The 21,953-nt window shown below is 39.2% G+C and carries 19 protein-coding genes and 1 pseudogene; 13 read left to right on the top strand and 7 right to left on the bottom strand.

Features of this window, described 5'->3' with window-relative positions; all coding sequences use genetic code 11:
* Positions 1-61 precede the first annotated feature (61 nt).
* Positions 62-232: pseudogene (locus tag AC5YD2_RS07020) on the top strand (integrase core domain-containing protein); the annotation flags it as partial.
* Between the two features lie 140 nt (positions 233-372).
* On the opposite strand, the gene AC5YD2_RS07025 reads toward AC5YD2_RS07020, so the two are convergent.
* A complete protein-coding gene (locus AC5YD2_RS07025) occupies positions 373-930 on the bottom strand; it encodes a cytochrome b (RefSeq protein ID WP_496125646.1) in 558 nt (185 codons plus the stop codon).
* Positions 931-1,158: 228 nt separating this feature from the next.
* Here AC5YD2_RS07025 and AC5YD2_RS07030 point away from each other — a divergent pair, with 228 nt between their 5' ends.
* Both AC5YD2_RS07030 and rnhB read left to right on the top strand, forming a co-directional pair.
* A complete protein-coding gene (locus AC5YD2_RS07030) occupies positions 1,159-1,539 on the top strand; it encodes a hypothetical protein (RefSeq protein ID WP_496125647.1) in 381 nt (126 codons plus the stop codon).
* A 60-nt stretch (positions 1,540-1,599) separates the two neighbouring features.
* Positions 1,600-2,172, top strand: a complete 573-nt coding sequence (rnhB, locus tag AC5YD2_RS07035; RefSeq protein ID WP_496125648.1) for a ribonuclease HII — start codon at positions 1,600-1,602, stop codon at positions 2,170-2,172.
* Positions 2,173-2,248: 76 nt separating this feature from the next.
* Here the strand turns inward: rnhB and csrA are convergent, their stop codons facing one another.
* From csrA to alaS, 3 genes are all read right to left on the bottom strand, one after another.
* Positions 2,249-2,536, bottom strand: a complete 288-nt coding sequence (csrA, locus tag AC5YD2_RS07040) for a carbon storage regulator CsrA (RefSeq protein ID WP_496125649.1) — start codon at positions 2,534-2,536, stop codon at positions 2,249-2,251.
* Between the two features lie 259 nt (positions 2,537-2,795).
* Entirely contained in the window at positions 2,796-4,076 is a 1,281-nt protein-coding gene (locus AC5YD2_RS07045) for an aspartate kinase (protein WP_496125650.1), read from the bottom strand.
* Between the two features lie 65 nt (positions 4,077-4,141).
* The gene (alaS, locus tag AC5YD2_RS07050) at positions 4,142-6,835 is read right to left on the bottom strand and encodes an alanine--tRNA ligase (RefSeq protein ID WP_496125651.1); all 2,694 of its coding nucleotides are present in this window, start codon (positions 6,833-6,835) and stop codon (positions 4,142-4,144) included.
* Positions 6,836-7,284: 449 nt separating this feature from the next.
* On the opposite strand from alaS, the gene AC5YD2_RS07055 reads away from it, so the two are divergent.
* The 7 genes from AC5YD2_RS07055 (at position 7,285) to AC5YD2_RS07085 (ending at position 13,943) form a co-directional block, all read left to right on the top strand.
* Complete coding sequence (locus AC5YD2_RS07055; RefSeq protein ID WP_496125652.1) at positions 7,285-8,310, top strand: type I glyceraldehyde-3-phosphate dehydrogenase; 1,026 nt, start codon at positions 7,285-7,287, stop codon at positions 8,308-8,310.
* A gap of 153 nt (positions 8,311-8,463) precedes the next feature.
* Complete coding sequence (locus tag AC5YD2_RS07060; RefSeq protein ID WP_496125653.1) at positions 8,464-8,766, top strand: hypothetical protein; 303 nt, start codon at positions 8,464-8,466, stop codon at positions 8,764-8,766.
* 419 nt (positions 8,767-9,185) lie between these two features.
* The gene (locus AC5YD2_RS07065) at positions 9,186-10,352 is read left to right on the top strand and encodes an ATP phosphoribosyltransferase regulatory subunit (protein WP_496125654.1); all 1,167 of its coding nucleotides are present in this window, start codon (positions 9,186-9,188) and stop codon (positions 10,350-10,352) included.
* A 78-nt stretch (positions 10,353-10,430) separates the two neighbouring features.
* Positions 10,431-11,750 carry an adenylosuccinate synthase gene (locus AC5YD2_RS07070; RefSeq protein WP_496125655.1) on the top strand — a complete coding sequence of 440 codons (1,320 nt, stop codon included), beginning with the start codon at positions 10,431-10,433 and terminating at the stop codon, positions 11,748-11,750.
* Between the two features lie 126 nt (positions 11,751-11,876).
* Positions 11,877-12,653 (top strand): M48 family metallopeptidase, encoded by a 777-nt coding sequence (locus AC5YD2_RS07075; protein ID WP_496125656.1) that lies wholly within the window; start codon positions 11,877-11,879, stop codon positions 12,651-12,653.
* Positions 12,654-12,755: 102 nt separating this feature from the next.
* On the top strand, positions 12,756-13,061 hold the full coding sequence (locus AC5YD2_RS07080; protein ID WP_496125657.1) for a hypothetical protein: 306 nt from the start codon (positions 12,756-12,758) through the stop codon (positions 13,059-13,061).
* A 105-nt stretch (positions 13,062-13,166) separates the two neighbouring features.
* Positions 13,167-13,943 (top strand): M48 family metallopeptidase, encoded by a 777-nt coding sequence (locus tag AC5YD2_RS07085; protein ID WP_496125658.1) that lies wholly within the window; start codon positions 13,167-13,169, stop codon positions 13,941-13,943.
* 87 nt (positions 13,944-14,030) lie between these two features.
* Here the strand turns inward: AC5YD2_RS07085 and AC5YD2_RS07090 are convergent, their stop codons facing one another.
* Both AC5YD2_RS07090 and crp read right to left on the bottom strand, forming a co-directional pair.
* Complete coding sequence (locus AC5YD2_RS07090) at positions 14,031-15,080, bottom strand: NADP(H)-dependent aldo-keto reductase (RefSeq protein ID WP_496125659.1); 1,050 nt, start codon at positions 15,078-15,080, stop codon at positions 14,031-14,033.
* A 210-nt stretch (positions 15,081-15,290) separates the two neighbouring features.
* Positions 15,291-16,004, bottom strand: coding sequence for a cAMP-activated global transcriptional regulator CRP (crp, locus tag AC5YD2_RS07095; protein WP_496125660.1), 714 nt, complete (start codon positions 16,002-16,004; stop codon positions 15,291-15,293).
* Positions 16,005-16,151: 147 nt separating this feature from the next.
* On the opposite strand from crp, the gene AC5YD2_RS07100 reads away from it, so the two are divergent.
* On the top strand, positions 16,152-16,574 hold the full coding sequence (locus AC5YD2_RS07100; protein WP_496125661.1) for an OsmC family protein: 423 nt from the start codon (positions 16,152-16,154) through the stop codon (positions 16,572-16,574).
* Positions 16,575-16,853: 279 nt separating this feature from the next.
* On the opposite strand, the gene AC5YD2_RS07105 is transcribed toward AC5YD2_RS07100, so the two are convergent.
* A complete protein-coding gene (locus AC5YD2_RS07105) occupies positions 16,854-17,336 on the bottom strand; it encodes a rhodanese-like domain-containing protein (RefSeq protein WP_496125662.1) in 483 nt (160 codons plus the stop codon).
* 570 nt (positions 17,337-17,906) lie between these two features.
* Here AC5YD2_RS07105 and epsC point away from each other — a divergent pair.
* Both epsC and clpB read left to right on the top strand, forming a co-directional pair.
* Entirely contained in the window at positions 17,907-18,815 is a 909-nt protein-coding gene (gene epsC / locus AC5YD2_RS07110; RefSeq protein ID WP_496125663.1) for a serine O-acetyltransferase EpsC, read from the top strand.
* 376 nt (positions 18,816-19,191) lie between these two features.
* The gene (gene clpB, locus AC5YD2_RS07115) at positions 19,192-21,771 is read left to right on the top strand and encodes an ATP-dependent chaperone ClpB (protein ID WP_496125664.1); all 2,580 of its coding nucleotides are present in this window, start codon (positions 19,192-19,194) and stop codon (positions 21,769-21,771) included.
* Positions 21,772-21,953 lie beyond the last annotated feature (182 nt).

Genomic DNA, 21,953 nt, shown 5'->3' on the forward strand with positions numbered 1-21,953 from the left:
ATTCAGGAAGCTCTGGATATCGTATTTAAGATGATGTAGCTTATGTTTCATATTTGGCTATAAATATGAAGAGGTGTATCTCAAAGCTTACAGCAGTGTCATAGATGCGAAAAAGCAATTGAGCGCATATTTTGAGTTTTATAATTTGAAACGACCTCATTCAAGTCTAGACAAAATGACACCAAATGAGTTTTACTATGATCAGCTGCCTCAACAAAACAAGGTGGCTTAACTAGAGCAGAATATCAATTATAAATAAGCTTTTAGTTGTTCAAACAAGTGGAACCACCTCTATTGGTTGTACTCAGCAAGCTTTGAAATCATAGAAGCACCTTATGTGCTTCTATTTAGTGAATTAGGCGTTTAAGTGCATCAGTCTTTAGGCTGACGTGTCATGCTGTTTAATACATTGTCTTTATCGATGAAATGATGCTTCAGCGCGGCTGCAATATGACCGACTAACAATAATCCTGCTGCCCAAGAAATCCAAATATGTAAGGGTTTAACAATGGCAGTGACTGCAGGATTTTCACCAATCAACGCAGGCAAATCAAACAAGTAAAGCACAGGTGCGGGATAGCCAACACTCCAGCTATACAGACAGCCAGTAATTGGTAATGCTAATAACATGAAATAAAGCCCAAGATGCCCTAAATGAGCAAGCGTTTTCATGGTCGGTGACATTGTGTCAGGCAGCTTTGGCGCAGGGTGGGTATAACGCCAAAAGATCCGTATAACTACGAGAAAAATGATCGTTGTTGCAATGTTTTTGTGAAAACTAATCACATCACCTTTGAAGCTTCCATCAATATCGTAGCTTAAAAAATTACCGCTATAAAAACCAACAATCCAAGCGAGAATAAAGATGATCGCCATGAGCCAATGAATGATTTGAGCAGTGCGAGTGTAGTATTGTTTTGAGTTATTCATGATTCAATTCGATTTTTTGGTTTGTGTATCATAGTTGAAAGCATCAGATTGTTATAGCTCAGATCTAGAACATAGTGTTGAATGAATAGAACAATCGTAAAAAATTGAGAACAAGCGCATTTGTTCTCAATTTAGACAGATGACTGTGATGTACAATTTAAATATTTCTAAATATATTCAAATTAGGCAGAATATCGCTATTATTTTTATAAACATCAGGATGTTTAAGTGAAAAAACTAATTGCAGTACTTGCACCATTGGCTCTAGTCTTGTCTGCTTGTGCTACAGGAACGACAGGTACATCTTCAACAGCAGGTACAACGACTCAACAATTGGGTGTAGCTGCTTTGAAAATCGGTATCAATGCCAAATGTACAACTGAGTTGAATAATCTACCTGCTTGGCAAACTGCAACAAAGCTGATGACAACTGAACAAAAAACCAATATTCAAACTGAAATCTGTGGTTGTGTTAGCGAAAAAGCGCCTCAAAGTGTAACGGCTGTGGATTTGGCTTCTGCGGCAATTGATCCTGCTGCGCGTGCTACTATTGTTTCAAATGTGGTTACGAAAACAATCAATGCTTGCGTTGCGGAAGCTGTGAACTAAGTTTGAACTATTGAAAACAGGCTGACTTGTTCAGCCTCTTTTTTTAGGAAATGATGAAGAATGTTAATAGCTGGTGCGGATGAAGCAGGGCGTGGACCACTGGTGGGTTCGGTTGTCGCTGCTGCGGTGATATTGGATCCAAATAATCCGATTGTAGGATTAAATGATTCTAAGAAATTAACGGAAAAGAAACGTGAAAAACTTTTCATAGAAATTCAAGAAAAGGCATTGGCATGGGCAATTGCTGAAGCAACGCATCAAGAAATTGATGAGATTAATATTTTACAAGCCTCTTTATTGGCAATGCGTAGAGCGGTCGAAGCTTTATCTATTCAACCTGAACTGGTTCGAGTCGATGGGAATAAGGTTCCACAAGGTTTGATAATGGCATGTGAAGCCGTGATTGGTGGGGATGCTTTACATGAGGAGATATCTGCGGCCAGTATATTGGCTAAAGTGACACGTGATCGTGAAATGGTTGAATTGGATATAAAGTATCCACAATATGGTTTTGCAAAACATAAAGGATATCCGACTAAAGCACATTTCGAGGCGATTGCGGTGCATGGGGTGATTGATGAGCACCGTAGAAGTTATGGACCTGTAAAGAAGGCTTTAGGGTTGATTGATTAGGTTGAATAGAATCAAATTGTACAGATAAATTTAAAGCGGCTATTTAGCCGCTTTATGAATTTAAAACGTTTTAGTCTTAGCGATTAAAATCGTTTTGTTTAAAATTATCATCTTCAAATGAAGGTTGTTCAAATGAAGGCTGTTCAAATGTAGGTTGTTGATAATCTTGATCAATGTGTTGCAAATGCTCGTGCATTGCACGTTCATGTTGAATACGTTGATAGATTTCTTCACGGTGTACAGATACTTCTTTCGGAGCATTAACACCAATGCGTACTTGGTTACCTTTGACACCAAGTACAGTAACACTGACTTGATCCCCAATCATTAAAGTTTCCCCGACACGACGGGTAAGAATCAGCATGTTTATCTCCTTGCTTAAACGCTAAACCTGCGATAGTTATATTCAAAAAAAATGAAAAGCAACAACTCAGGATTATGTGAAAATTTTAACAGAAAAATGTGACGAAATAAGCGTTTTCTAGCACACTATTAAAATATTCCGATGATCCGGCAGGCTTAATATAACAGAGCCACTATAGGAAAAACTATAGTGGCTCTGATTATTTATTTCACTTAATAACAAGAATTGTTATAAGTGAACAAATGTTATTAGTAAACTATTATGCGCGAACACTCGATTCACCAGATTCACGATCAAGACCGAAAGCAGTGTGAAGTGAACGAACAGCAAGTTCTAAATATTTTTCATCAATAATCACTGAAATTTTAATTTCAGATGTTGAAATCATTAAAATATTGATGCCTTCTTTCGCCAATGCTGTAAACATTTTACTTGCAACACCTGCATGTGAACGCATACCCACACCAACGATTGACACTTTTACGATGTCATCACGAGTAGACACTTCACGAGCGCCAATTTCTTGAGCTGTTGTTTCAAGAATTGATTTTGCTTTTGAAAGTTCACCACGGTTCACTGTAAATGTAAAATCAGTCGTACCATCTTCTTCAACGTTTTGGATGATCATATCCACTTCAACGTTTGCATCACCGATCGGGCACAAAATTTTAGACGCAATACCTGGCTCATCTGGAACGCCAAGAATAGTTAATTTTGCTTCGTCACGGTTAAACGCGATACCTGAGATAATTGGTTGTTCCATGTTGTCTTCCGCTTCAGTGGTGATTAGTGTCCCGACATTTTGTTTAAAATCTTCGTCGAATGCGCCATCATCGTCATTATCAAAACTTGATAATACGCGTAAAGGCACTTGGTATTTGCCTGCAAATTCAACTGAACGAATTTGTAAAACTTTAGAACCAAGTGATGCCATTTCAAGCATTTCTTCAAATGAAATACGATCAACTTTTTTCGCTTTAGGTGCTACACGTGGGTCAGTGGTATATACGCCATCAACATCTGTGTAAATTTGGCATTCATCTGCCTTAAGTGCTGCAGCAATCGCAACACCAGAAGTATCTGAACCACCACGACCAAGCGTGGTTGTATTGCCAAACTCATCAAAACCTTGGAAACCAGCAACAACCAAAACACGACCTGCGTCTAGGTTGTCATTTAATACTTGAGTATCAATCGACTCGATACGTGCTTTATTAAATGAGCTGTCGGTTTTCATGCCAACTTGGCGACCTGTTAATGATTTTGCTTCTACTCCAATAGAGTTTAACGCCATCGCTAACATAGAAATCGTAACCTGTTCACCGGTAGACACCATTTGGTCTAATTCACGAGGATCAGGGGTTTCGGTAATGGCTTTCGCTAAAGCAAGTAGACGATTGGTTTCGCCACTCATAGCAGATACAACCACGACCACCTTGTGTCCATGATCATGCCAACGCTTTACACGACGAGCAACATTTAAAATGCGCTCGGGAGTACCCATAGAGGTACCGCCATATTTTTGAACGATTAATGCCATAGTTGTTCCATATAAACCATGACCCTGAACTACCTATCAGGGTCAGTTACACAAAAGGTGAAGTATTATTTAGCTTCAAGCCAAGCAGTTAATTCTGCCATCACTGTTGCAAACTTCTCGTTAAGTGGCGCGCCACCTTGTGCCAAGTCAGGTTTACCACCACCTTTACCACCCAGCTCAGAGCTCAAGTGTTTGATGATGTCACCTGCTTTAATAGAAGCAGTAAAGTCTTTTGCTACAGATGCGATCAAGCTAATCTTGTCACCCTCGACACCTGCAAGAACAATGACTGCATTTTCTAATTTTGATTTCACACCGTCGTGTAGGTTGCGTAATGATTTCGCATCCATGTTTTGAACAGTCGTGATTAGCGTTGTACGACCAGCAATCTGTTGAACTTGGCTTAAAAGTTCAGATGCTTGGAAATGTGCTAATTTTTGATTCAGTTGATCAATTTGCTTTTGCAAACTTGAAGCTGTATCTACAATCGCTTCAACTTTTTCTAAAGTTTGATCTTTTTGAGCTTTAAGTAAGCCATTGATGGTGTAAATATCACGATCCGCTTTTTGAGCAACTTCAATCGCTTTTGTGCCTGTTATTGCTTCGATACGACGAACACCAGCAGCTACACCACCTTCAGAAGTGATTTTAAAAAGACCAATGTCGCCTGTACGCTTGACGTGAATACCACCACACAGTTCGATTGAGAAGTTTTTATCTTCAATCACTGAACCCATAGAAAGCACACGAACTTCGTCACCGTATTTCTCGCCGAACAACATCATCGCACCTTTTGCTTTCGCAGATTCGATATCAAGAAGTTCAGTTGAAACAGCAGTGTTGGCAATCACTTCTGCATTGACTAAGCGTTCAATTTCTTGTAGCTGTTCAAATGTTACAGGTTGATCATTGGCAAAGTCGAAACGTAATACATCTGATGCAACCAATGAACCTTTTTGCTGAACGTGACCACCTAAAATTTGGCGAAGTGCAGCATGTAGAAGGTGAGTCGCAGAGTGGTTACGTGCGGTTGCCGCGCGAATGTCTGCTTTTACAGTTGTTTCAACAGATTGAGTTGCTTTTAGGCTCCCCATGGTCACGATACCTTGGTGTACAAACGCTCCACCAGATTTCTTAGTATCTTGAACTTCGAAAATACCCGTATCGTTTTTGAAGAGTCCTGTATCACCGATTTGACCACCGCTTTCAGCATAGAAAGGGGTTTGATTCAATACGATTAAAGCTTCATCGCCTTCAACGACTTCGTCTACTTGCTCGCCATCTTTATAGATAGCGACAATTTGACCTTGACCAGCAGTTGCATCATAACCATTAAATTGAGTTTCGCCTTCAACTTTAACAACGCTGTTGTAGTCGATTGCAAATTTACCCGCATCGCGTGCACGTTGACGTTGAGCCGCCATTTCAACTTCAAAACCAGCTTCATCAATCGTTAAATCACGTTCACGTGCGATGTCAGCGGTTAAGTCCGTTGGGAAACCATACGTGTCATATAGTTTAAAGACAACTTCACCTGGAATCACAGAACCTTTTAAGTTTGCAAGTTCGCCTTCAAGCAATTTCAAACCTTGCTCTAAAGTTTTAGCGAATTGCTCTTCTTCTTTTAAAAGTTGTGCTTCGATACGTGCTTGTTGAGCAGCAAGTTCAGGATATGCATCGCCCATCACTTCGATTAAAGGCTTTAACATTTTGTGGAAGAATGAACCTGTTGCACCCAATTTATTACCATGACGTACAGCACGACGGATAATGCGACGTAGTACATAACCACGACCTTCATTAGAAGGATTAACGCCATCAGCAATCAAGAATGAACATGAGCGTGCATGGTCAGCAACAACTTTTAAAGATGCAGGATAGTTAACTGGCTTAGCTTCAGCTTGTGCTTTTGCTTCAAGTTCGGCTGTATCTAAACCGATGACTTCTGCAGCACCTTTGAGTAGGTGTTGGAATAAGTCGATTTCATAGTTTGAGTTTACATGTTGTAAAACTGCAGAAATACGTTCCAAGCCCATACCTGTATCGACAGAAGGCGCAGGAAGCGGGTGGAGCACGCCATCAGCAGTACGATTGAACTGCATGAATACGTTGTTCCAAATTTCGATGAAACGGTCACCATCTTCTTCAGGGCTACCTGGTAAACCACCCCAAATGTGATCGCCATGGTCAAAGAAGATTTCAGAACATGGACCACAAGGACCTGTGTCACCCATTGCCCAGAAGTTATCTGATGCGTATTGACCGCCTTTGTTGTCACCGATGCGAATGATTCGGCTTGCATCTAAACCAATGTCTTTGTTCCAGATGTCAAAAGCTTCATCATCAGTGTGATAAACAGTGGCATAGAGCTTGTCTTTTGGAAGACCTAACCATTGTTCATTGGTTAAGAAATCCCAAGCGAATTTGATGGCATCACGTTTGAAATAATCACCAAACGAGAAGTTACCTAACATTTCAAAGAAAGTATGGTGACGTGCTGTATAACCGACATTATCTAAATCGTTATGTTTACCGCCTGCACGAACGCATTTTTGCGATGATACTGCGCGTACATAATCACGTTTTTCTAGACCTAGGAAACAATCTTTAAACTGGTTCATGCCCGCATTGGTGAACAGTAAAGTTGGGTCGTTGGCAGGTACGAGTGAACTCGACGCGACACGTGTATGCCCTTGCGATTCAAAGTAACGCAAAAATGCTTCACGAATTTCAGCTGATGTCATAAAACGAGTACTCACAACCAAGTCACTCCATAATTTCTGATTTGCAAACGCGTTACAGTCTGACAAGAATTAAGCTTCTTTGCTGGAACACAGGCTTATTTTTAAAAAACGCCAAATTATAACGGAAAATGTATGATGCACCAACGATTTTAAAGTCTTTTGATGACAATTTGCATTCAGCTTGATTTAAAGTAAAGAATTGATCTAGGTTTTAAAATTTATCTAAGCCATTGTTATATTTTAAAAAGCATCAATTAAAAACATCTCAATAGGATTGACTGTGCTTTATCCCTGATTTTTAATACCTTTTAAGGTTCATTGACTGCATGCTATAACGCCTTAATGAGGGAATGATTCATCATTTTTACTGACTAAAGATAAAGCGAGAATTTATATCTGTATTTGCTTTAAATCTATTAATATAGAGCAGTGGTACTTTTGAATTGATTGAATAAGGGTTTCTGATGCAACAAGTGGCGATAAATGGATTTGGTCGAATCGGGCGTAATGTATTGCGTGCATGGTTTGAAAATCCAAAACATTTTAATTTTGAGATCGTCGCAATTAATGATGTCGCAGATGTAGATACCCTGATTCATTTATTTAAATATGATACGACACATGGTCGTTTTCATGGCGAAGTTGAACTGAGCTATGAGGGTGTTCAACCTTATTTAAATATCAAGTGTGGTCAATCTGAACTGAAAGTCCAAGTGCATAGCCAAGCTGATCCAGAACGTTTACCTTGGCGGCATTTAGCAATCGATGTGGTGCTAGAATGTACGGGATTGTTTCGCTCACGTGTTGCAGCGGGTAAGCATCTACAAGCAGGTGCTAAACGGGTGATCATCGGTGCTGCGCCTTTTGATACTGTTGATGCTGCGATTGTTTATGGCGTTAATCACCTTGATGTGAAAGCAACAGATCAAATTATATCGAGTGTTTCATGTACCACGCAGGCGCTCGTACCTTTAGTTAAAATCATCGATGATGCTTTCGGAATAGATACAGCACTGATGACTGAAATCCATGCAGTGACTGCGGATCAGTCTGTACTTGATCATGCACATCGTGATTTACGTCGTGCCAGAGCATCAGGTCAAAATATTATTCCAACGACTTCATCGGCACTTGGCGCACTTAAAAATGTGATGCCGAAAATGGAAGGGCGTATCGATGGCTATTCGATACGCGTTCCAACCATTAATGTGGCTGCAATTGACCTCACGTTTACTTCACAATCACTGATTACATCGCATAGCTTGAATGAGGTGCTCAGCAACGCTGCACGATCAGATTATGCATGTATCATGGATGTGACCAATGAGCCTTTGGTATCCAGTGATTTTAACCACTCTCCATATTCTTTAATTGTCGATTTAAGTCAGACCATGGTAGTCGGTCATCAAGCTAAAGTATTTGCTTGGTATGATAATGAGTGGGGATATGCCAATCGCTTACTGGATCTGTGTGAGTCTTTTCAAGCGTAAATGCTATGTTTAATACAGGTTATCAAGTTCTGAAAGTAAATTGTCAGGCATTTTAGATTTTAAGCATTGATCGTTATGTTTACATTTAGAGATTAATGTGTTTTTTAACTCAAATTACAATGCTTATTCAAATATGGATTGTGGGGGATTTTGATGATTATGATTTGGTTGGTAATGATTGTATTGGTTGTTGCGGTCACGGTGATGTTTTGGATGTTAATGAAAAAACAGCAACATCAAAATGTGGATGAATTGGTAATTCAGCAACTAGAAAATAAAGTACAATCTCTAGAGCTTAATTTGCAGAAAACTTTAGAAATTATGCAAGACTTGGCGAAGAAAATGAATGTTCAGCAAGAAGTACTTGATATCAATGCACAGAAATTAAAACAAGTTGAAACTCAAAATGTTGAATTGGTCTCAATACTGGCTCAAGTTGTAAATCCAAAATCTTAAGGCTTAATGTTACTTGCCAGAGATCGAATCTAGATGTTGTTTGATTTATTGGTATTGACAGTATTTTTTCGAATAATTTATTGACTCCCTTGCTAGCAGATTGTGAGCTTGATTGAAGGGCTTCATTTATAGAGCAAGGTCTTTAAAAGAATCCAAAAGTGAATAACTTGCTCTGATATTTTGAACAAAAGATAAAATCGACGGATACAGTGACTCATTAAAGTATAAGTTAAAGTTCTGTTCAGCTCATAGATGATGAGACAAATTAACTTTTTTGTAGTTGCTCTAAAATTTGATAATTTTTTATAAAAAAGTCTAATGCACAGCTAAAACTATCGTGGTAGACTAGGAGAAATCGGGTGTGTTCCCGATTTTTTTATGCGGATTCGTTCCGCACTGACAGGATTTAGGTTTACAACATGCCCATTTCAGAGACATGGTTATTACCTGATGGTGTAGCTGATGTATTACCAGAGCAAGCGCAAGTTATCGAAACTATGCGTCGTGAAGCCTTGGATTTCCTTGCATCTCGAGGTTATCAATTGGTGTATACGCCATTTATTGAATACATCGAATCTCTATCTTCTCTTTCAGAATCGAATCAAGATTTAGACTTAGCCACTTTTAAAGTCATCGATCAATTATCAGGTCGTTTACTTGGTGTGCGTGCCGATATGACACCACAAGTGGCTCGTATAGATGCGCATGTACATCCAGTAGAAGGTGTGGCTCGTTACTGCTATGCAGGAACAGTTTTACATACTAAACCTCAAGGGTTTAATACCACCCGTGCACCCCTTCAGTTAGGTGCAGAGCTATTTGGTTCAGACAGTATCGATGCTGATGTCGAAATGATCGATGTCATGCTTAACTTGTTAAAAACAACCCAATACGATGAGGGTATCCACCTAGACTTAGGTCATGTGGGCTTGTTCCGTAGCTTGGTTAAATTGGCAGGTTTAAATAAGGCGATCGAGAGTCACCTTTCTGATCTGTACCAACGTAAAGCATTGCCAGAACTTGCAGTCTTCACTCAAGACTTAAATTTTGGTTCAGACTTTTATGCATTAGGTCGTTTTGCAAGTGATTTAGAGGCTTTGCAAAATCATTTAAGTGCAGATGTTTTAGCGGATGACGCTTTTAAATTAGCGCTTGATGCCGTTAAAACGACAAAAATTGAAATTCAAGCACGTTGGCCAAACCTGCACATTGGTATTGATATCGTAGAATTGCGTTCATATCACTACCATACAGGTTTAATGTACGCCGTTTATGCGCCAAATCGTGCAGCACCTTTAGCTCAAGGTGGTCGTTATGACGGTATTGGTGAACACTTTGGGCGTGCACGTCCAGCAACCGGCTTCTCATGTGACTTGTATGCATTAAGCTCAGGTCGCTTTGAAGCAGTGACTGTGGTTGTGGCACCAAAGGGTACACAACGGGATTTACTACAAGCAATTGAACAGACACGCGAACTTGGTTTCAGTGTGATTCAACTTCTTGGCAATGACACGATTAACTCTGTTCCAAATGCGACTCACCAGTTGGTGAATGCATCAGGTGAATGGACAGTGAAACAAATTTAATCTCTTTTCGGTAATGGGTTTTTAACACTATTGCCGCAAAGTTTTCTAATTTTAACAGCATGATGCAATGAGGCTATTATGGGCAAGAATGTTGTGGTACTTGGTACCCAATGGGGCGACGAAGGTAAAGGTAAAATCGTCGACCTGCTCACAGATCAAGCGGCTGCGGTCGTTCGTTACCAAGGCGGACACAACGCGGGTCATACACTCGTGGTTGGTGGTAAGAAAACTGTATTACACCTCATTCCATCTGGTATTTTACGTGAAAACGTATTGTGCTTGATCGGTAACGGTGTGGTTCTTTCACCAGAAGCACTCATCAAAGAGATGGATATTCTTGAAAAAGAAGGCGTTCCTGTTAAAGAGCGTTTACGTATCTCGCCAAACTGTCCACTGATTCTTCCGAACCACATCGCACTTGACCAAGCACGTGAAATCAAACGTGGTAATGCGAAAATTGGTACAACGGGTCGTGGTATCGGTCCAGCATATGAAGATAAAGTTGCTCGTCGCGCAATTCGTGTTGCTGACTTGGTACGTGGTGGCGAACATTTGAAAGCTCAGTTAACTGAACTTCTTGAATACCATAACTTCCAATTGACTCAATTCTACGGCGTAGAAGCAGTTAAATTAGAAGATGTACTTGCACTATGTGACCAATGGCGTGAAGTGGTTGCACCACTGGTTATTGATGTGACTGGTGAATTGCATAAATATCGCAAAGCTGGCGAAAAAATCATGTTTGAAGGTGCGCAAGGCTCACTCCTTGACGTTGACCATGGTACATATCCGTATGTAACTTCTTCAAACACGACTGCTGGTGGCGTAAGCTCAGGTTCAGGTTTGGGTCCATTGCACCTTGACTATGTATTGGGTATTACTAAAGCGTACACGACACGTGTCGGTGCAGGTCCATTCCCAACTGAGCTTGTTTACGATGCTGCCAATGATGTTGGTGATGCGATTGGTAAACACTTGGGTACAATCGGTAATGAGTTTGGTGCGTCGACTGGCCGTCAACGCCGTTGTGGTTGGTTTGATGCTGAAATTCTACGCCGTTCTGTAGAAGTGAACTCACTTTCAGGTATTTGCTTAACTAAACTTGATGTTCTTGATGGTTTAGAAGAAGTGAAAATCTGTGTAGGTTATGAAGCTGCTGATTCAGGTTGTGTAGGTTCTTCTGATGCGCTTGCATTTGAAACTTTAAAACCAATCTACGAAACAATGCCAGGTTGGTCTGAGTCAACTTTTGGTGCGAAATCAATGGATCAATTGCCACAAGCGGCAATTAACTATGTGAAGCGCATTGAACAATTGATCGAATGTCCAATTGATATCGTATCAACGGGTCCAGATCGTGATGAAACAATCGTATTACGTCATCCATTTGATGCTTAATATTTTTGATTGATTCAAAAAAACCCTGTGATTTCACAGGGTTTTTTATTGAAATGTCACATAATGTTATTGTCTTAAAAGTTTTGCAAATTAATATATTCTGACCTTAATCAACGAGAGAAGGTCATGAAATATAAAAATTTAATTGGGGGTGTTGTTGTAATCAGTCTAACTGGTTGCACAACAGTAGCAGACTTCGTCGGAGCAGATTCAGCGACATTAAATTTGAATGCAACGCAAAGTTATAATCAAATGTTGAATGAAGCAAAGAGCAAAAAGGTTTTAGACACGACTTCAGCGACCTATAAAAAAGTAAATCGTGTATTTCACAAAATGAAGCCTTATGCGGATGAGCTGAATCAGACGGGACATAAGTTTGAATGGCAAGTTGCGGTGATCAAGTCTAAAGAAGTGAATGCTTATGTTGCGCCTGGTGGGAAGGTGGTCTTTTATACAGGAATTGCGGACACGCTTAAGCTTACAGACAGTGAAGTCGCTGCCATCATGGGGCATGAAATGGTGCACGCGTTGGAAGAACATGCAAAGAATAAAATGGGTGCTCAAGTTTTAACAGATTTGGCTGTGAATATTGGATCTCAATACGTAGGTCAATCTGTAGGGGGCTATGGTGGTTTACTTTTAGATATGGGGAGTAAGTTTGGTGTTGGACTGCCATTTTCTCGTAATTTAGAAAGCCGTGCAGATAAAGGTGGAATCATGTTGATGGCTAAAGCTGGCTATGATCCCAATGCAGCTGTGACTCTATGGCAAAAAATGAATAAAAATAACAGCAGTGGCAATAATGCTTTAGCTAAGTTTATGTCAACGCATCCATCCAATGAAGATCGTATTGTAAACTTACAAAAACTAATGCCGGAAGCGATGGCTCTTTATAAGAAATAGCCTAAATAATCGTTATAAATACTAAAGTTGCATGAATAAGCACTGTGCAAATGTGTAGTGCTTGTTAAAATAAAAATGAAGACTAAATATAAAGAGCATTGAATGCAAAAAAATATCGCGAATACCATATTTTATTCACTATTATTTGCTATGGGTGGGGCGCCGACAATTGCGATGATGATTATCAATGCTCAGCCAACAAATCCAGAAATTGTATTTCAAGCCTTAATCGGTCTATCGGTTATTATCGCGTGTATTTTAGTGCCTATAGTATTGATTCAAAATACATATTTGATTATTAAACGTAAGAGTGTAGAAATCGAACAAAAGATTCAACCTGTGGCGCATTTTTATTTGGGACTGAATGTTTTATGTTTGGTGTATTGGTTAATTATTCAATTTAGCTAATTACATAATTCATATGAAAAAAATGATTTACAGATTTAAAGTTATAAATCAATGCAATATAATCCGATAAAATAGATTTTGACTAATTTGATTTGGAGTAAAATAATGAAAAATAAGGTATTACTCACATTTTGTGCAGCGAGTGTAATGACGTTTAGTGGTTGTGCCACTGTTGCTGATATGGCAGGGGCTGATACGGCATCGTTAAATGTTGTAGCAACAGATGGTTTTAACAAAACTGTTGCTGAAGCACGTTCAAAAGGAACATTAGATACCTCATCTTCGACTTATAAACGTATTAACACCGTGTTTAACCGTTTAAAACCATTTGCTGATCAAATGAATCAAACGGGTACACGTTTTGATTGGCAGTTGGCAGTACTTAAAGCTGATACGGTAAATGCTTATGTTGCACCAGGTGGTAAAGTGGTGTTTTACACAGGTATTGTGAATAAATTGAATCTAACCGATGCTGAAATTGCAGCCATTATGGGTCACGAAATGGTGCATGCGCTTGAAGAACATGCAAAGCAAAAGATCGGTGCACAAGCATTAACGAGTTTAGCCTTAAATATTGGTCTAAGTGCAGCAGGCAATAACGTAGGACAGTTAGGTACTGCAGCAGCTCAATTGGGTAGCCAAATTGGTATTGGTTTACCGTACTCACGTAGCCTAGAAAGTAGAGCTGACCAAGGTGGTTTGATGCTGATGGCGAAAGGTGGCTATGATCCACAAGCCGCTATTACACTTTGGCAAAAAATGAATGCTGAATCAGGAGGCGGTAAGTCGGCATTCTTATCAACGCATCCATCCAATTCACAACGTATTGAAGCTATGCGTAAAAACTTACCTGCTGCTCAAGCCGTATATAGACAGCGTTAATTTTCTATCATTAAAAAAGGATGCAAAGGCATCCTTTTTTATTGTTCATCCTTTCATCCTCTCCCAATGTAAGAGGATGAAATATATTTATGGCGCTGGATTCGGCTGTTGTTTATGGATATCTTCTATACCTTTTAAAACTTCATCTGAAAGTGTGATATCAAAAGCATCGATGTTTTCTTTCAATTGATTTAGATTGGTTGCGCCAATAATGGTTGATGTTACAAAGAACTGTTGTTTAATAAATGCCAGTGCAAGTTGAGTCAAGGTCAAACCATGCTGTTCTGCGAGTTGAGCGTACTGTTCTGTTGCCCACAAGCTTTCTGGATTGCTATAACGACTAAAACGTGAATAAAGCGTAATACGGGCATTGGCTGGGCGAGCGCCATTTCTAAATTTACCAGTTAGATAGCCAAATGCCAGTGGGGAGTATGCAAGTAAGCCCACACCTTCATAATGCGCAATTTCAGACATACCGATTTCATAAGTTCGGTTTAATAAATTATAGGGATTTTGAACGCTCACCAACTTTTCCATACCTAGCTTTTCAGCTAACTGTAGAAACTTCATGGTTCCCCATGGGGTCTCATTCGATAAACCAATATAACGGATTCGACCTTTATCAATTTCATCCTTTAAAGCTAAAAGTGTTTCTTCAAGTGGCGTGATATCGCTTGTAAGGGTTGATTCTTGATTGCCGTAGCCAAGTTTACCAAAAAAATTGGTTGGTCTTTGTGGCCAGTGTAATTGGTAGAGATCAATATAATCAGTTTGCAAGCGTTTTAAGTTGCCATCAAGAGCAGTTTCAATATCTGACTTGTTGAATCGTGTATTTCCATCACGGATGTGACTACCGCCTTGAGAAGAGCCTGCAATTTTTGATGCAAGAATAAGTTTGTCTCTTCCACCACGTTCAGCAATCCAATTGCCAATAATTTGTTCTGTCGCACCTTGAGTTTCAGGTTTGGGTGGGACAGGGTACATTTCGGCTGTATCCCAAAAGTTTAAACCACGATCCAGTGCATAATCTAACTGTTGAAATGCTTCAGCTTGGGTATTTTGCTCACCGAAGGTCATCGTACCTAAACAAATTTCAGGGACTAAAATTCCAGTATGTCCAAGTGGCTTAAATTGCATGGTTAATTATCCTAAATATCTAAGGTATGTATAAACAAGAGCCAAAATTATATGAGTAATGATCGGTACGGCTATTTCAGCTAGATTCTCAAATTACCCTAATCTCATTAATGAAAATAATATGAACATAGATTAAAAGCAAAATAATGTTTATTTTAGGAAATAAAAAAGCAAATCCGAAGATTTGCTTTGATACAAAGATTTTAACAATTATTCAACATCAGCATCATCGAGGTTTTCTTCAGTGGTATTTACAGCCTCTAAAGAAGCATCAAAGATTAAAATGGCTTTACCATCAGTCTCGATCATGCCTTGTTCTTCAAGCGTTTTAAGAACGCGCCCTACCATTTCACGTGAACAGCCCACAATACGTCCAATTTCTTGACGCGTAATACGGATCTGACGACCATTGTGGAGGATCATTGCTTCTGGTTGACTTGAAAGGTCGATTAGGCAGCGTGCAATACGACCTGAAACATCGATAAATGCAAGGTCAGTTACTTTACGCGTAGTATTCTTTAAGCGACGTACAAGCTGTGCAAATACGGCATAGCTTAGGTCTGGATATTGTTTACTTACTTCATGGAAATTAGCATAAGAAATTTCTGCAATCTCGCAAACATCACGAGTGCGAACTTCCGCAGTACGTTGTGGGTTTGTTTCAAATAAACCCATTTCCCCGAAAAAGTCCCCTGGGTTCAAATATGCAACAACAATTTCACGGTCATCATCTTCACGTAAAATAATTGAAACTGACCCTTTTAAAATTAGATACAGAGATTTTGACTCAGTGCCCGCATCAATAATTGCAGTACGCTTAGGAAAGCGATTGATATGCGCACGCTTGAGTAAAGCTTTGACAGATTCAGGAAGCTGACCTGGTGACAAAGCATCTGTACTAAGTTGTGAAAAATTAGAAGTCATGCTTTTTAAATTCCGAATTTGATAATTACTAGATCTAGATCTGAGCTGAACTTTCCACATTAAGCAATAAGGTGAAATTCCTTCTCAACCCAAATTATGCTAGTGTACAGTACTAGGTAAATTTATAGCTTTTTTTAGGTAGTTGCAATGCATACTAGCGTACATTGGTTAGAGAATGTTGCTTTTGAAGCAAAATCTGAGAGTGGTCACCAAATTGTCATGGATGGTGCGGAAGCATACGGTGGAGAAAACCGTGGTCCACGTCCCATGGAGTTGATATTAATGGGACTTGGTGGTTGTGCTTCCTTTGATATTGTGACTATTTTAAAGAAATCACGCCAAGATGTGACGGGTGTTGTATGTGAACTAAAAGCTGATCGTGCTGACACAATTCCGGCTGTTTTTACCAAGATTCATTTGCACTTTGTTGTCACAGGTAAAGCAGTAAAAGAAAAACAAGTGGCAAAAGCAGTTGAATTGTCTGCCGAGAAATATTGTTCAGCAAGTAAAATGCTTTCAGACGGTGGTGTGATCATTAGCCATGACTTTGAAATTATTGAAGCTCAATAAAAATTAGTTGAATAGTGTAGTTAAAAGGCAACATAAGTTGCCTTTTTGATAATAAAAAATTTAAGGCGTACAAATATTTGTATAGTCTTATTAATCTGATTTTTTAAAAAACATAAAGTCTAAACATACATACAAATAGCAGTTTTGCATTCCTTTTAATGTTTTAAACCGAACACTTAAACCAAATAAGATATGAGTATTCTATTGGGTTTGATGGTGAAGCATAAAAGCCTCACAAAGGAAATAATCACAAAACGTTTTCAAAATTGAGTTGATTCTTTATTCTTGAGCCCAAGGCAGTTGATGGAAACGCCATCCATTAAATCTTCCTCGTTGATTGTATTGGTCTAAATCACCTTCAAAGCCTTGATCAATGTTGTATACAGATTCAAAACCCGCGTTGAAAGCGACATTTGCAGCAGCGGCTGAACGCTTACCACTCCGGCATAACAGAAGAATGACTTTGGCCTTACCGACTTGGTTTTCGAGTTCTTCAGCAAAGTGTGGATTTCGATTTAAAGAAATGCCTGTCGCCCATGGAATATGAATGGTATTTTCAATATGACCAACGAATTTCCGTTCTTCTAGAGTTCTGACATCAACAATGACTGCTTGCTTAGATTGAAACAGCAGCCATGCATTGTGAGGCGTGACTGTGCCAGCAAACTCTAAGTAATGGTCTTCAGCCAATTTTTTTGCTTGGCTTAAAATCTCGTTTAATTGGTCAGTCGTCACTTGAGCTTGATTCACTGCAATGTTCATGGTCAAACCTTCAAAGTTATATATTTACTTGAGAGCGTAATTTTTACCTTCACACCATTTAAATCAATATTCATAGGGATAACCCAATTAGAAGTTTGATTACTCTAATGATTCACAGAGCGAACATTTGATTTGAAGTATTTATTGAAGCATTTGTGTAAAAAATATGCTGATTCATTATTAATAATATATCCATTTTATTTATTCTAAAAACGAATAAAAATTCACTTGTATATTCTTATTTTGAAAATAGAGGAATATTTGAAAATGAATATCCATATAGAAAATTCTTTTATCCTGATTAAGTTGAATCACATAAAATTTAAGGTGCGCTTGGGTCATTATTTAGATCGTATATGAGTCTAACTTGAGAACTGATGATCTGAATAGTGAGATGGTTAATTTAAGAAATTAATTTTAGAGGCATAAATGAAAATAAGTTTGAGTTTGTTAAAGATAGTTGTGCTGATTAATACATATGCTAAACAATGATGCCCATATAAAATGCTTAAATTATAAGAGATAAAACACATTTTAATTATTTATAACGATAAAAACAGGGTGATGTGAATGGGTTGGAATATTCATAAAATTGTTGATGACCTTCAAAATGTAAGACACGAATGGAGAGTTCAGCAAAATAGTCTAAAAGACGATGGTGGACGTGAGTTACCATCACGTACCGAAATCAAAAAAATAATGAATGATTTGTGTGGCATTCTTTTTCCGATGCGTTTAGGACCACATGATCTGCGCCAGAAAAGTGAAAACTTCTATATCGCTTATACTTTAGAGAAAACGTTGTATGCTTTATTGGAGCAAGTAAAACTTAACTTATCTTATGATTTAAAATCTAAAAAAGAGTATGCCGATCAAGCCGAGATCACGATTCGAGCTGAAAAAATAGTTCATGAATTTGCAGAGCAATTGTCATCTATTCGTAGAATTCTAGATACAGATGTGATTGCTGCATATCAAGGTGATCCTGCTGCTCGAAGTGTGGATGAGGTGCTGCTGTGCTATCCGGGTATTGTCGCGATGACTTATCACCGAATTGCACATGAATTTTATAAAAGAGAATTGTCTCTTTTGGCGAGAATCATTGCTGAGATTTCTCATTCAAAAACAGGAATTGATATCCACCCAGGAGCACAAATCGGTCAAGGGTGTTTCATAGATCATGGCACAGGGGTTGTTATTGGTGAGACTTGTGTGATTGGTCAAAATGTTCGAATTTATCAGGCCGTAACGCTTGGTGCAAAACGTTTTGAGATAGATGAAGAAGGAAACTTACAAAAAGAATATGCGCGCCATCCAATTGTTGAAGATAATGTGGTGATCTATGCAGGAGCAACCATATTGGGTCGAATCAGGATTGGTAAAGGGGCAATTATTGGTGGGAATGTTTGGATTACGCAGAGTGTCGCGCCTTTTAGTGCAGTATCACAGAGTTCTGTGACGAAAACTCAGGTCGATTAGTATCCCAAAGATTTGGATGTGAATACCCTTAAGAATATAAACCATCGCATATTGAACACGACAACATGCTTATAATCCCATGAAGAAAGGTACGCATAAAACCAAACATAATTCTTCTTAATGGCTTTTTCGGCGTCGTTTTATTCTTATAGAAAACAATTGGAAACGACGCTATTGATTGAAATGTTTTATGTTAATACGCTTGAAAATGATCAGATTGGCACAAATATTAATACTAGGATTTAACCTGAGTATTTTGGTAAGCTTTTGAAAAATAAATAATTAAAAATGAATAAATTGAATACAAATACTTGAAATTGATTTTATCGCACCCATTTATGTTCCAAGTACAAAATTTGTTGTGAGGAAAATAAGAATGCGTTTTGAAAAATTTACAAACCGCCTACAGCAAGCGTTATCTGATGCACAGTCATTGGCAATGGGTAAAGATCATACCGCGATTGAAGGTATACATATTTTATCTGCATTACTTGAAGAACCTGCCAATGTCAGTTTGCTCCAACAGGCTGGTGCAAATCTCAGAGATTTACAGACCAAGCTTCAACAAGCGTTAAATGATGCTGCAACGCTCTCTAATCCTACAGGTGATATTAATTTAAACCCAGAGGCTGTTCGTGCACTAAATTTGGCAGATAGCTATGCACAAAAGGCCGGTGATGAGTTTCTATCAACCGATTGGGTGATTTTGGCTTTAGCTGAAACAGGTGCAACAAAGTCTTTACTCAGCAATATTGGTGTGACATCAGACAAATTACGTAAAGCAATTGAAAATATTCGAGGTGGCGATAAAGTCATGGCAAATAATCATGAAGATCAACGTGATTCACTAAATAAATACACCATTGATTTAACCGAACGTGCAATGGTGGGTAAGTTAGATCCTGTCATTGGTCGTGATGAAGAGATTCGCCGTACTATTCAGGTCTTGTCACGTCGTACCAAAAACAACCCGGTATTGATTGGTGAACCTGGTGTCGGTAAAACTGCGATTGTGGAAGGTTTAGCGCAACGCATTGTCAATGGTGAAGTACCAGAAAGCCTGAAAGGTAAACGTGTTTTATCATTAGACTTAGGTTCCTTGCTCGCAGGGGCGAAATATCGTGGTGAGTTTGAGGAACGACTAAAAGCCGTACTCAAAGACCTTGCGAAATATGATGGCGAAATCATTTTATTCATCGATGAGTTACATACCCTTGTTGGCGCAGGTAAAGGTGATGGGGCGATGGATGCAGGGAATATGCTCAAACCTGCCTTGGCACGTGGTGAATTACGCTGTGTGGGCGCGACAACTTTAGATGAATATCGTCAATTCATTGAAAAAGATGCAGCACTTGAACGCCGTTTCCAAAAAGTGTTGGTCGATGAACCGAGTGTAGAAGACACGATTGCGATTCTCCGTGGTCTGAAAGAGAAATATGCAACGCACCATGGCGTGCAAATTTTAGACTCGGCGATTATTGCGGCAGCCAAAATGTCTCATCGTTACATTACCGATCGTCAGTTGCCAGATAAAGCGATTGACTTGATTGATGAGGCTGCATCACGTATCAAAATGGAAATTGACTCAAAACCTGAGCCATTAGACCGTTTAGATCGTCGTTTGATCCAATTGAAAATGCAACTTGAAGCCGTCAAAAAAGATGCAGATTCAGTCAGTAAAGCTGAAGTCAGCCATCTGGAGAAACAAATTGCTGAAGTTCAGAAAGAATATAACGATTTGGAAGAAGTGTGGCGTGCTGAAAAAACCCTTGTTGAGGGTACAAATCAAGCGCAAGTTGAGTTAGATAAAGCGCGTACTGCTTTTGATAAAGCACAACGTGAAGGTGATTTGGCTGAAGCAAGTCGTTTGCAATACGGCGTCATTCCTGAGTTGCAAAAGCGCTTGAATGAAGAAGAAGTATTGGAAGTCAATGAAGAGCCGAAACTGATTCGTACCAAAGTCACTGAAAATGAAATTGCTGAAGTGGTGAGCGCTGCGACAGGTATTCCAGTGTCGAAAATGTTGCAAGGTGAACGTGAAAAACTGTTGCACATGGAAGACTTCTTACATAACCGTGTCGTGGGTCAACATGAAGCAGTGGTTGCGGTATCGAATGCGGTGCGTCGTTCACGTGCAGGCTTATCTGATCCAAACCGCCCAAGTGGTTCATTCTTATTCCTTGGACCAACTGGTGTCGGTAAGACAGAGTTAACCAAAGCGCTGGGTAACTTCTTGTTTGATAGTGATGATGCCATCATTCGTATTGATATGTCTGAATTTATGGAGAAGCATTCTGTCAGCCGTTTGGTTGGTGCGCCTCCAGGATATGTCGGCTATGAGGAAGGCGGTGTTTTAACAGAAGCTGTGCGTCGTAAACCTTATAGCGTTGTGTTATTTGATGAAGTAGAAAAAGCACATCCAGATGTCTTTAATATCCTACTTCAAGTGCTCGATGATGGGCGTTTAACGGATTCACAAGGTCGTGTGATTGATTTCAAAAACACGGTTATTGTGATGACGTCAAACTTAGGCTCAAATGATGTACGAGAATTAGGTGAAAATGCATCAGAAGCGGATGTACGCTCAGTGGTGATGAGCGCTGTGTCTGAACATTTCCGTCCAGAGTTCATTAACCGTATTGATGAGTTGGTGATTTTCCATAGTTTGAAGAAAGCTCAAATTCGTGGAATTGCAGATATTCAATTGAATCGATTACGTGATCGTTTGGCGGATCGTGAGTTGAGTTTGGCTGTAGACGACACTGCTTTTGATCAATTGATTGATGCTGGATTTGATCCAGTGTACGGGGCTCGTCCACTCAAACGTGCGATTCAACAACAAGTTGAAAATAGCTTGGCTCAGAAAATACTGTCAGGTGACTTTGTACCTGGGGATACAATTGTGATTAAAAGCGAAGATGGCAAACTCATCTTGGAGAAAGTTAAATTGAGCTAATCCATTGTCTTGTCTTCATTGAAGATCAGCTCAAGATTTAAACATTCACTTATCAGAAAACCCAACCTCGGTTGGGTTTTTTTGTTATTTAAGCTACTTTTTTGTAATGATTTGAGATATAGGTTTGCCATTGTTAAGTTGATCTGATTAATATTTGCGGGTCAGGGAAAGGCGAAGATTCA

Source organism: Acinetobacter sp. CY73, assembly GCF_059515865.1.